The following is a 12,705-nucleotide window of genomic DNA, read 5'->3' as shown; positions in this document are numbered from 1 at the left end:
TTTAGTACTGAGAAAAGGACAGTTAGAAGCTTCTATGTTATACTAGATATATGTTAGATTTGAAAGAATACGGTATCATCATGTGGCCGGAGGAGAAGATTATGTCTTTTCGTGAAAAACTCCTCAACTGGTATGATGAAAACAAGCGAGATTTGCCTTGGCGGAGAAGTAAAAATCCTTATCACATCTGGGTATCTGAAATCATGCTCCAGCAGACCAGAGTGGATACAGTTATTCCATACTACGAACGATTCTTGGACGGGTTTCCAACAGTAGAAAGTTTGGCGAATGCCCCTGAAGAGCGTCTGTTGAAGGCTTGGGAGGGTTTGGGCTATTATTCTCGAGTACGCAATATGCAGGCCGCAGCTCGGCAGATTATATCTGACTTTGGGGGGCAATTTCCAGATACCTATGAAGGAATATCTTGCCTGAAAGGAATTGGCCCTTACACTGCGGGGGCAATTTCCAGTATTGCTTTTAACTTGCCCGAGCCAGCGGTCGATGGCAATGTCATGCGGGTTTTGGCACGCTTGTTTGAGGTTAATCATGATATCGGAGTTCCCAGTAATCGAAAGATTTTCCAAGCCATGATGGAAATATTGATTGACCCAGAACGGCCAGGAGACTTTAACCAAGCTCTGATGGATTTAGGTTCTGACATAGAGGCGCCAGTTAATCCTAGACCAGAAGAAAGCCCTGTTAAGGACTTTAGTGCAGCCTATCAGAATGGAACTATGGATGTATATCCGATTAAAGAACCCAAGAAAAAGCCCCTCCCAATCTATCTCAAGGCTTTGGTTGTGTGCAATGACCGTGGTCAATATTTACTAGAGAAAAATGAAAGTGAGAAACTGTTAGCTGGTTTTTGGCATTTCCCACTGATTGAAGTTGACGATTTCTCTAGCGATGATAATCAACTAGATCTCTTTTCTCAAGTCAAAGAGGAAAACAGGGCTTTTGGACCAAGCCCTCAAGAAAACTTTGAGCAGGATTATGATTTAGAAGTGAATTGGTCCCAGCAAGTATTTGACCAGGTCAAGCATGTATTTAGTCATCGGAAATGGCATATTCAAATCCTAGCAGGTCAAGTGACAGATTCGAAACAGTTTTCTGACAGAGAAGTTCGTTGGGTTTCTCCTCAGGAGTTTTCTGATTATCCACTGGCTAAACCTCAACAAAAAATTTGGCAGGCTTATAAAAACAACTCTCGAATATGAAGGCTTACAGTAGCCATTTGTGCCTTCTTTGTATTTTTTTGTTATAATAGATAGAGAAAAGGTGATAAAATGAAAAAAATATTAATTGTAGATGATGAGAAACCAATCTCGGATATTATTAAGTTTAATATGACCAAGGAAGGTTACGAAGTTGTAACCGCATTTAATGGTCGTGAAGCAATTGAGCTATTTGAAGCTGAGCAACCGGATATTATTATCCTCGACTTGATGCTCCCTGAAATTGATGGTTTAGAAGTTGCTAAAGCTATTCGTAAGACTAGCAGTGTGCCGATTATCATGCTCTCAGCTAAGGATAGCGAGTTTGACAAGGTTATCGGTTTGGAGTTAGGTGCAGATGATTATGTTACAAAACCTTTCTCAAATCGTGAGTTGCAAGCACGTGTCAAGGCTCTGCTTCGTCGTACAGATCTAGTTTCAGTAGATAACCAAGAGTCTGATGAGAAGAAGACGCAGCCCTTACAAATTGGTGATTTGGAAATCGTTCCAGATGCTTACGTGGCTAAGAAATATGGTGAGGAATTAGATTTGACCCACCGTGAGTTTGAACTCTTGTATCACTTGGCCTCTCATATTGGACAAGTGATTACGCGTGAACACTTGCTTGAGACTGTCTGGGGGTATGACTATTTTGGTGATGTTCGTACGGTGGATGTGACTATCCGACGTTTGCGTGAGAAAATTGAAGACACACCAAGCCGTCCAGAGTATATCCTCACACGTCGTGGTGTTGGCTACTATATGAAAAATAATGATTGAAGATATTAGACAAACTATTCTGACCAGTGATTTTATCTTTATCCTGATTTTACTTGGCTTTATCCTAGTGGTGACCTTGCTCTTGCTGGAAAATCGTCGGGATAACATCCGGTTAAAAGAGATAAATCAGAAGGTCAAGGATTTAATTGCAGGTGATTATTCTCAAGTTTTGGACTTGCAAGGTAGTACAGAGATCACCAACATCACCAATAACCTGAATGATTTGTCAGAAGTTATTCGTTTGACCCAAGAAAATCTGGAACAAGAGAGTAAAAGGTTGCATAGTATTCTTTCTTACATGACAGATGGCGTTCTTGCGACCAATCGCCGTGGCCAGATTACTATGATCAACGATATGGCAAAGAAACAGCTCGGTGTGCAGAAAGAAGATGTTCTGAATAAAAGCATCCTCGAATTGCTTAAGATAGAAGATGAGTATGAGCTGCGTGATTTGATTACACAGATTCCTGAGTTAACGATTGATTCTCAGGATGCTAATGGTGAATATTTGAGCCTTCGTGTACGTTTTGCCCTTGTCCGCCGCGAGTCTGGGTTCATCTCTGGTTTGGTTGCCGTTTTGCATGATACGACCGAGCAGGAGAAGGAAGAGCGTGAGCGGAGACTCTTTGTTTCGAACGTCAGTCATGAGTTGCGTACTCCTTTGACCAGTGTTAAATCTTATCTCGAAGCCTTAGACGAGGGAGCCCTGTATGATCCTGTTGCTCCTGATTTTATCAAGGTTTCACTCGATGAAACCAACCGTATGATGCGGATGGTGACAGATCTCTTACATCTCTCTCGTATTGACAATGCGACTAGTAAACTGGATGTAGAGTTGATTAACTTTACAGCCTTTATCACCTTTATCCTCAACCGTTTTGATAAGATGAGAAATCAGGATGAAGAGAAAAAATATGAGCTAGTGAGAGATTATCCAATAACTTCAGTTTGGATTGAGATTGATACGGATAAGATGACCCAGGTGATTGATAATATTCTTAACAATGCCATCAAGTATTCCCCAGATGGTGGGAAGATTACGGTCAGCATGAAAACCACGGATGACCAGATGATCTTGTCAATTTCTGACCAAGGTCTTGGGATTCCGAAACAAGATTTGCCTAGGATTTTTGACCGTTTTTATCGTGTGGATCGCGCAAGAAGTCGTGCTCAAGGTGGAACTGGTCTGGGTCTGGCTATCGCGAAAGAAATCATCAAACAACACAATGGTTTTATTTGGGCAAAAAGCGAATACGGTAAGGGCTCAACCTTTACCATAGTGCTCCCTTATGATAAGGATGCCGTAAAAGAAGAAATATGGGAGGACGAAATAGAAGACTAGAATGAGTGAAAAAGGCTTTAAATACAGTATTTTAGCATCAGGTTCCAGTGGAAATTCCTTTTATCTGGAAACTCCAAAAAAGAAAATCTTAGTGGATGCAGGCTTGTCTGGTAAGAAAATCACCAGTCTTTTGAGCGAAATCAATCGTAAGCCAGAAGATTTGGATGCTATTTTGATTACGCATGAACATTCAGATCATATTCATGGAGTTGGTGTATTGGCTCGCAAATATGGTATGGACCTTTACGCCAATGAAAAAACCTGGCAGGCTATGGAAAATAGCAAGTACCTCGGTAAGGTGGATTCATCGCAGAAGCATATTTTTGAAATGGGTAAAACCAAAACCTTTGGCGATATTGATATTGAGAGTTTTGGGGTTAGCCATGATGCGGTAGCACCCCAGTTTTACCGCTTTATGAAAGACGACAAGAGCTTTGTCATGCTGACCGATACAGGTTACGTCAGTGACCGTATGGCAGGAATTGTCGAGAATGCGGATGGCTATCTCATCGAATCCAACCACGACGTAGAAATCTTGCGAGCAGGATCTTACGCTTGGCGTCTCAAACAGAGAATTCTATCGGATCTCGGTCACCTCTCTAACGAGGATGGTGCTGAGGCCATGATTCGTGCAATGGGAAATCGAACCAAGAAAATCTATCTAGGACATTTGTCTAAGGAAAACAATATCAAGGAGCTGGCTCATATGACCATGGTTAACCAGCTAGCACAAGCTGATCTGGGAGTAGGAGTAGACTTTAAAGTTTACGACACTTCCCCAGATACTGCAACACCATTGACAGATATATAAAAAAGAAGGCGAGTGCCTTCTTTTTTATATTTTTTACAATCCAGCAAATTCCTTGATTTCTTGTGCGGACATGGAAGAGTCACAACGGACATTGATTTGTCCATCAGAGATGTGGACAAAGCCTGGTACGGTTGGGATTCCATAACGTGAGCGGAATTCTTGCAATTCATTGAGTTGGCTTGGTTCTTCACTGTTGATGAAGTAGATGTGGGCTTTGGTTTCAGATACGACACCTGCCAATGTACCAGCAAATTTACGGCAGTAAGGGCAAGTTTTGCGACCGATAAAGAAGGTTGCAGTTTCTTTATTATCAAGTGCTTCTTGAGCACGGGCAACAGTTGTGACTTCAAGATCTTTAATATTTTCTAAAAATTGTTCCATGAGTTTACCTCGCTTTCATTGATATGTCTAGTATGCCACAAAGTTCCTAAAATTGCTTAGATTTGATACAAAAAAAAGATGAGACTAGTTTATCTCATCTTTATAGAGTGTTATTTCACAAACGCATTGATTTCCGTTTCGATGTTAGCAATCTTAGCTTGTGAATCTTCGTTGCTTTCACCAACAACGGCAATGTAGAACTTGATTTTTGGTTCTGTACCCGAAGGGCGAACTGCAATCCATGAACCGTCAGCAAGTGTATATTTCAACACATCACTTGGAGGAGTAGTCAAAGTTGTCACAGTACCATCAGCAGCAGTAGCAGTTTGAGCTTTGAAGTCTTCTACAACAGTGATAGCTGTAGCGTTCCATTCTTTCGGAGCATTGTTACGGAATTTAGCCATGATTGCTTTGATTTGTTCTGCACCATCGACACCAGAAAGGGTAACAGAGATGGTCTTTTCAGCGTAGTAGCCGTATTCTTTGTAGATTTCTTCGATACCATCAGCAAGTGTCAAACCGCGTGAACGGTAGTAGGCAGCAAGTTCGGCAACGACAAGAACGGCTTGGATAGCATCTTTATCACGTACGAATGGTTTAATTAAGTAACCGAAGCTTTCTTCAAATCCCATCATGTAAGTGTGATTGTGTTTTTCTTCGAATTCTTGAATTTTTTCAGCGATAAATTTGAAACCTGTCAAGACATTGAACATGGTTGCGCCGTAGCTTTCAGCAATCTTCGTTACCAAGTCTGTTGATACGATGGATTTGCAGAGAGCAGCATTTTCAGGAAGAGTTCCAGCACTCTTATGAGCTTCCAAGATGTATTTAGCCATGATAGCACCGATTTGGTTACCTGAAAGGTTGAGGTAGCTACCATCTTTTTGAAGCACTTCAACACCAACACGGTCAGCGTCTGGGTCGGTTGCCACAAGAACATCAGCACCAACTTGACGGCCGAGTTCTTCAGCAAGGGCGAAGGCTGCTTGGTTTTCTGGGTTTGGAGATTTTACAGTTGAGAAGTCTGGGTCTGGAGTTGCTTGAGCTTCAACGACTTGAACTGAGTCAAATCCTGCTTGGGCAAGAGCACGGCGAGCCAACATTTCACCAGTACCATGAAGTGGTGTGTAGACAATCTTCATGTCTTTACCGAATTCTTCAATCAAGGCAGGGTTGATGTTAACGTCCTTGACTTCCTTGAGGTATTCCACATCGACAGCTTCGCCAATAACTTCAATCAAGCCAGAAGCTTTTTCAGCTTCCACATCAGCAACTTCGACAGCAAATGGATTCTCGATAGCACGGATGTAAGTGGTCAAAGCGTCCGCGTCATGTGGAGGCATTTGTCCACCGTCTTCTCCATAAACCTTGTAACCGTTAAATGGAGCAGGGTTGTGGCTGGCAGTAATCATGATACCTGCGAAACAGTTGAGGTGACGAACAGCGAATGAGAGTTCTGGAGTTGGACGGAGGCTTTCAAATACGTAAGATTTGATACCGTGTTTAGCAAGAACTGCAGCAGATTCAAAGGCAAATTCAGGTGAGAAGTGACGGCTATCGTAGGCAATTGCCACACCACGTTCTTTTTCATTTCCACCTTTTGACTCAATCAAACGAGCCAATCCTTCAGTTGCTTGACGAACAACATAGATGTTGATGCGGTTTGTACCTGCACCGATCAAGCCACGCATACCAGCAGTACCAAATTCAAGATTGGTGTAGAAAGCATCTTCTTTTGTTTTTTCGTCCATGTTTTCTAAATCTTGACGAAGATAGTCGGGAAGGTCGGCAAAATCGACCCATTTTTGATAATTTTCTTGGTAAGTCATAGAGTATCTCCTTTATCTATTTCTTTAATCGCTTTCATTATATCACGATTTGACATTTTAGTAAAACGTTAGCATAACTTAAAATGTAGGAAATTTCCTTTTATTTCATTGTAGAAGAACAGCCCTATACGCTTTCTAATGAAAAAGCAGATGAATAGTTCGGGTTTATGACTCGAACTTTTTTCATTGCAATTGTGCAAAAGAGAAAAAGATAGTAAAATAGATGTATGATTATTTTACAAGCTAATAAAATTGAACGTTCTTTTGCAGGAGAGGTTCTTTTTGATAATATCAACCTGCAAGTTGATGAACGAGATCGGATTGCCCTCGTTGGAAAAAATGGGGCAGGTAAGTCTACTCTTTTGAAGATTTTGGTTGGGGAAGAGGAGCCGACCAGTGGAGAAATCAATAAGAAAAAAGATGTTTCTCTGTCTTACCTAGCCCAAGATGGCCGTTTTGAGTCTGAAAATACCATTTATGATGAAATGCTTCACGTCTTTGATGACTTGCGTCGGACTGAGAAGCAACTTCGTCAGATGGAACTGGAGATGGGTGAAAAGTCTGGTGAAGATTTGGATAAACTGATGGCGGATTATGATCGTTTGTCAGAGAATTTCCGCCAGGCTGGTGGCTTTACCTACGAAGCTGATATTCGAGCGATTTTGAATGGTTTCAAGTTTGACGGGTCTATGTGGCAGATGAAAATTGCCGAGCTTTCAGGTGGCCAAAATACTCGTCTGGCACTGGCTAAAATGCTCCTTGAAAAGCCAAATCTCTTGGTCTTGGACGAACCAACCAACCACTTGGATATCGAAACCATTGCCTGGCTAGAGAATTACTTGGTAAATTATAGCGGCGCCCTCATTATTGTCAGCCACGACCGTTACTTTTTGGACAAGGTTGCGACGGTTACACTGGATTTGACCAAACATTCTTTGGATCGTTATGTAGGTAATTACTCTCGCTTTGTCGAGTTGAAGGAGCAAAAGCTAGCTACTGAGGCAAAAAACTATGAAAAGCAACAGAAGGAAATCGCAGCTCTGGAAGACTTTGTCAATCGCAATCTAGTCCGAGCTTCGACAACCAAACGTGCTCAATCTCGGCGTAAGCAACTAGAAAAAATGGAGCGCTTGGATAAGCCTGAAGCTGGGAAGAAATCAGCCAATATGACCTTCCAGTCTGAGAAGACGTCGGGTAATCTTGTCCTTACAGTTGAAAATGCAGCCATTGGTTATGATGGGGAAATATTGTCAGAGCCTATCAATCTAGATCTTCGTAAGATGAATGCTGTCGCCATCGTTGGACCAAACGGCATCGGGAAGTCAACCTTTATCAAGTCAATAGTTGGTCAGATTCCTTTTATCAAGGGAGAGAAGCGTTTTGGTGCCAATGTTGAGGTTGGTTACTACGATCAAACTCAAAGCAAGCTAACACCTAGTAATAGTGTTCTGGATGAACTCTGGAATGACTTTAAATTGACACCAGAGATTGAAATCCGTAACCGCCTTGGAGCCTTCCTTTTCTCAGGAGATGATGTTAAAAAATCAGTCGGAATGCTGTCAGGTGGTGAGAAAGCTCGTTTGCTTCTTGCCAAACTTTCAATGGAAAACAATAACTTCTTGATTCTTGACGAGCCGACCAACCATTTGGATATTGATAGCAAGGAAGTGTTAGAAAATGCCCTGATTGACTTTGACGGAACCCTTCTTTTCGTCAGCCATGACCGTTACTTTATCAATCGTGTGGCCACTCACGTTTTGGAATTGTCTGAGAATGGTTCGACTCTTTACTTGGGAGATTATGACTACTATGTTGATAAGAAGGCTGAAATGGAAGTCAGCCGGACAGAAGAAGTTTCAACTAGCAATCAAGCAAAAGAAGCAAGTCCAGTTAATGACTATCAAGCCCAGAAAGAAAGTCAGAAAGAAGCTCGCAAACTCATGCGACAAATTGAGAGTTTGGAGGCTGAAATCGAAACTTTAGAAAGCCAAAGTCAAGCTATTTCTGAACAAATGCTGGAAACCAACGATGCTGAAAAACTCATGGAATTGCAGGCCGAACTGGACAAAATCAGCCATCGTCAGGAAGAAGCTATGCTTGAGTGGGAAGAATTATCGGAGCAGGTGTAAAAAATGGAACATCTTGGAAAGGTATTTCGTGAATTTCGAACAAGTGGGAAGTACTCATTGAAAGAGGCGGCAGGTGAATCATGTTCAACCTCTCAATTATCCCGCTTCGAGCTTGGGGAGTCTGACTTAGCAGTTTCTCGTTTCTTTGAGATACTGGATAATATTCATGTGACTATTGAAAATTTCATGGACAAGGCTAGGGATTTTCAAAATCATGAACATGTTGCCTTGATGGCACAGATTATTCCGCTTTATTACTCAAATGATATTGCAGGTTTTCAAAAGCTTCAAAAGGAACAGCTCAAGAAAGCGAAGAGTTCGACCAATCCCCTCTATTTTGAGCTGAATTGGATTCTGCTACAAGGACTGATTTGTCAAAGAGATGCTCGTTACACGATGAGTCAGAGTGATTTGGAAAAGGTGGCGGATTATCTTTTCCAAACAGAAGAATGGACCATGTATGAGTTGATCCTTTTTGGCAATCTCTATACTTTCTACAATGTGGACTATGTGGCTCGGATTGGCAGAGAAGTCATGGAGCGAGAGGAGTACTATAAAGAAATTGGTCGCCATCGAAAACTCGTTTTGATTTTAGCTCTTAACTGTTACCAGCATTGTTTGGAAAACCGTTCCTTTACGGATGCGGACTATTTTGAAGGCTATGTTGAGAAGTTGATTGGAAATGGCATCAAACTTTATGAGCGCAATATCTTTCATTATCTCAAAGGTTTTGCTCTCTACCAGAGAGACCCGAAAGAAGAGGGTTGTTGTCAGATGCAGGAGGCTATGCATATTTTTGATGTGCTTGGACTTCCAGAGCAAGTGGCTTACTATCAGGAACATTATGAAAGATTTGTAAATGCTTAAATTTCCCAAATAAGGGAAAAATAAAGAGACTCCTTTCAGTTTTGATACAATAGTTTCAAAATTTGAGAGGAGCTTTTTATATGAATCGACATGCAATCCAGTTGATTAGTCGTGGGGCTATTAATAAGATAGGGAATATGCTCTATGACTATGGAAATAGTGTTTGGTTGGCATCAATGGGGACGATAGGACAGACTGTTCTTGGGATTTATCAGATTTCTGAACTCGTCACATCGATTCTGGTCAATCCCTTTGGCGGAGTGATTTCAGACCGCTTTTCGCGTCGCAAAATTTTGATGACGACAGACTTAATTTGCGGTATTCTCTGTTTAGCTATTTCTTTCATCAGAAATGATAGCTTGATGATTGCTGCCTTGATTTTTGCCAATATTGTTCAGGCGGTTGCCTTTGCATTTTCTCGTACAGCCAATAAAGCCATTATAACTGAGGTTGTAGAGAAAGACGAGATTGTGACCTATAATGCTCGCTTAGAGCTCGTTTTGCAGGTTGTAGGCATTAGCTCCCCTGTACTTTCTTTCATCGTTTTACAATTTGCTAGTCTCCATATGACGCTTGTTTTAGATGCTATTAGTTTTTTCATTGCATTTACCTTAGTAGCTTTCCTCCCCAAAAAAGAGGCTAAGGAACAAGTGAAAAGGACTTTCAGTTGGAAAAATATTTTTTCTGATATGAAAGTAGGAATTCGCTATATTTGGCGCCAGCAAGAGATCTTTTTTCTTTTGTTAGTAGCTTCCAGTGTTAATTTCTTTTTTGCAGCTTTTGAATTTCTCCTCCCTTTTTCAAATCGACTATACGGGGTAGAAGGAGCTTATGCGAGTATTTTGACTATGGGCGCTATTGGTTCGATTATCGGAGCTCTTCTAGCTAGTAAAATAAAGGCAAGTGTTTATAATCTTTTGATTCTATTGGCTTTGACTGGAGTTGGAGTTTCTATGATGGGATTACCACTGCCAACTTTTCTTTCCTTTTCTGGAAATTTAGTATGTGAACTGTTTATGACGATATTTAATATTCACTTTTTTACTCAGGTGCAAACCAAGGTTGAGGGGGAATACTTGGGGAGAGTGCTAAGCACAATTTTTACCTTAGCCATCCTATTTATGCCGATTGCAAAAGGCTTTATGACGGTGCTGCCAAGTGTACATCTTTCTTCTTTTCTGATAATTGGAAGCGGGGTTATTGTCCTGTCTTGTTTCTCCCTCGTTTATGTGCGAAGTCATTTTAAAAAAGAGTTATAATTTCTCTTTTTTAGAAAATATTTCACTACAATCCATTTTTCAGCCCTTCTCTATTGTGAGGAGGGCTTGATTTATGGTAGAATAGTTTTATGAATGAAAGAATGAATGAGTTAGTTGCCTTGCTCAATCGCTATGCGACCGAGTACTATACGAGTGACAATCCCTCGGTGTCAGATAGCGAGTATGATCGCCTCTACCGAGAGTTGGTCGAATTGGAAGCTGCCTATCCAGATCAAGTTTTAGCGGACAGTCCGACCCATCGTGTTGGTGGTAAGGTTTTAGATGGTTTTGAAAAATACAGTCATCAGTATCCTCTTTATAGTTTGCAGGATGCTTTTTCACGTGAAGAGTTAGAAGCTTTTGATGCGCGTGTTCGAAAGGAATTACCCCAACCGACCTATATTTGCGAACTGAAAATCGATGGTTTGTCTATCTCGCTTACGTATGAAAAGGGAATTTTGGTAGTCGGTGCGACACGTGGGGATGGTTCTGTTGGTGAAAATATCACAGAGAACCTCAAGCGTGTCAAGGACATTCCTTTGACCTTGCCAGAAGAACTAGATATCACCGTTCGTGGAGAGTGTTATATGCCACGCGCTTCGTTTGATCAGGTCAACCAAGCTCGCCAAGAAAATGGAGAGCCTGAATTTGCCAATCCTCGTAACGCAGCTGCAGGAACCCTCCGTCAGTTGGATACAGCAGTAGTTGCCAAGCGTAATCTTGCGACTTTCCTCTATCAAGAAGCCAGCCCTTCAACTCGTGATAGTCAAGAAAAGGTCTTGGAGCATCTTGAACAGCTTGGCTTTGTAGTTAATCCTAAACGAATATTGGCTAAAAGCATAGGTGAGATATGGGATTTTATCCAAGAAGTAGGACGAGAACGGGAGAAACTACCTTACGATATCGATGGGGTGGTCATCAAGGTCAACGACCTAGCAGGTCAAGAAGAACTCGGCTTTACTGTTAAAGCGCCCAAGTGGGCAATCGCCTATAAATTTCCTGCTGAAGAAAAAGAAGCTCAACTCCTTTCAGTTGACTGGACAGTAGGTCGTACGGGTGTTGTGACCCCAACTGCCAATCTAACACCTGTTCAGCTTGCTGGCACAACCGTAAGCCGTGCAACACTGCACAATGTAGATTATATTGCTGAAAAGGATATCCGCAAAGACGATACGGTTATCGTTTATAAGGCTGGAGATATCATCCCTGCTGTTTTGCGTGTGGTAGAGTCCAAGCGTGTTTCTGAAGAAAAACTAGATATTCCGACTAATTGTCCAAGTTGTGAGAGTCAGTTGCTTCATTTTGAAGATGAAGTGGCTCTTCGTTGTATCAATCCTCGCTGTCCTGCCCAAATCATGGAAGGTTTGATTCACTTTGCCTCTCGAGATGCTATGAATATTACAGGACTTGGTCCATCTATCGTTGAAAAGCTTTTTGCTGCTAATCTGGTTAAGGATGTGGCGGATATTTACCGTTTGAAAGAAGATGATTTCCTCCTTTTAGAAGGTGTCAAGGAAAAGTCTGCTTCTAAACTGTATCAGGCCATTCAAGCATCCAAGGAAAACTCTGCTGAAAAGCTCTTATTCGGTTTGGGAATTCGCCATGTCGGAAGCAAGGCTAGCCAACTCTTGCTCCAACACTTTCACTCTATTGAAAATCTAGCCCAAGCAGACCCAGAGGAAGTAGCAAGTATCGAAAGCTTAGGTAGTGTGATTGCCCAAAGTCTTCAGACTTACTTTGCTACAGAAGGGTCGAAGATTCTCTTAGACGAGTTGAAAGAAGCTGGAGTCAATCTGGACTACAAAGGGCAGACAGTCGTGGTAGATGCGGCCTTGTCAGGTTTGACCGTTGTGCTAACGGGGAAATTGGAACGCCTCACGCGCTCTGAAGCCAAAAGTAAACTCGAAAGTCTTGGTGCCAAAGTCACAGGTAGTGTTTCTAAGAAAACGAATCTTGTCGTAGCAGGAGCAGATGCAGGAAGCAAGCTCCAAAAAGCGCAAGAACTTGGTATCGAGATTCGCGATGAGGCCTGGCTAGAAAGTTTGTAAAGAATAGTTGAGAACTAGATGTTAGATAGTATGGAACTATCTCTC

At 41.7% G+C, this 12,705-nt stretch carries 10 protein-coding genes; 8 read left to right on the top strand and 2 right to left on the bottom strand.

All coding sequences use genetic code 11. The features are described from left to right. The first annotated feature begins 50 nt into the window (after positions 1–50). From mutY to PG086_RS05010, 4 genes are all read left to right on the top strand, one after another. Positions 51–1,217, top strand: coding sequence for an A/G-specific adenine glycosylase (gene mutY, locus PG086_RS05025; RefSeq protein WP_270747990.1), 1,167 nt, complete (start codon positions 51–53; stop codon positions 1,215–1,217). Positions 1,218–1,286: 69 nt separating this feature from the next. Next, positions 1,287–1,994: a response regulator YycF gene (gene yycF, locus PG086_RS05020; RefSeq protein ID WP_167265570.1), complete on the top strand. Its 708-nt coding sequence runs from the start codon at positions 1,287–1,289 to the stop codon at positions 1,992–1,994. Beyond that, positions 1,987–3,336 carry a cell wall metabolism sensor histidine kinase VicK gene (vicK, locus tag PG086_RS05015; protein ID WP_109290054.1) on the top strand — a complete coding sequence of 450 codons (1,350 nt, stop codon included), beginning with the start codon at positions 1,987–1,989 and terminating at the stop codon, positions 3,334–3,336. Before yycF ends, vicK begins: the two co-directional genes overlap by 8 nt. Position 3,337: 1 nt before the next feature. Further along, positions 3,338–4,147 (top strand): MBL fold metallo-hydrolase, encoded by an 810-nt coding sequence (locus PG086_RS05010; protein WP_001290612.1) that lies wholly within the window; start codon positions 3,338–3,340, stop codon positions 4,145–4,147. A gap of 33 nt (positions 4,148–4,180) precedes the next feature. Here PG086_RS05010 and PG086_RS05005 read toward each other — a convergent pair whose 3' ends face one another. Beyond that, on the bottom strand, positions 4,181–4,528 hold the full coding sequence (locus PG086_RS05005) for a thioredoxin (protein ID WP_270747986.1): 348 nt from the start codon (positions 4,526–4,528) through the stop codon (positions 4,181–4,183). A gap of 110 nt (positions 4,529–4,638) precedes the next feature. Continuing rightward, positions 4,639–6,357, bottom strand: coding sequence for a phospho-sugar mutase (locus PG086_RS05000; protein WP_270747985.1), 1,719 nt, complete (start codon positions 6,355–6,357; stop codon positions 4,639–4,641). Positions 6,358–6,584: 227 nt separating this feature from the next. On the opposite strand from PG086_RS05000, the gene PG086_RS04995 reads away from it, so the two are divergent. The 4 genes from PG086_RS04995 to ligA all read left to right on the top strand — a co-directional run bounded on the left by PG086_RS04995 (position 6,585) and on the right by ligA (position 12,660). Further along, positions 6,585–8,486, top strand: a complete 1,902-nt coding sequence (locus tag PG086_RS04995) for an ABC-F family ATP-binding cassette domain-containing protein (protein ID WP_270747984.1) — start codon at positions 6,585–6,587, stop codon at positions 8,484–8,486. A 3-nt stretch (positions 8,487–8,489) separates the two neighbouring features. Beyond that, positions 8,490–9,353: a MutR family transcriptional regulator gene (locus PG086_RS04990; protein ID WP_270747983.1), complete on the top strand. Its 864-nt coding sequence runs from the start codon at positions 8,490–8,492 to the stop codon at positions 9,351–9,353. A gap of 80 nt (positions 9,354–9,433) precedes the next feature. Beyond that, the gene (locus tag PG086_RS04985) at positions 9,434–10,612 is read left to right on the top strand and encodes an MFS transporter (protein WP_270747982.1); all 1,179 of its coding nucleotides are present in this window, start codon (positions 9,434–9,436) and stop codon (positions 10,610–10,612) included. Positions 10,613–10,701: 89 nt separating this feature from the next. Further along, the gene (gene ligA / locus PG086_RS04980; RefSeq protein ID WP_270747981.1) at positions 10,702–12,660 is read left to right on the top strand and encodes an NAD-dependent DNA ligase LigA; all 1,959 of its coding nucleotides are present in this window, start codon (positions 10,702–10,704) and stop codon (positions 12,658–12,660) included. Positions 12,661–12,705: the final 45 nt, after the last annotated feature.

Origin of the sequence: Streptococcus halitosis (genome assembly GCF_027691175.1) — a bacterium.
In the GTDB taxonomy this organism is placed as follows: domain Bacteria; phylum Bacillota; class Bacilli; order Lactobacillales; family Streptococcaceae; genus Streptococcus; species Streptococcus halitosis_A.
This window is presented reverse-complemented; position numbering and strand designations above follow the sequence as displayed.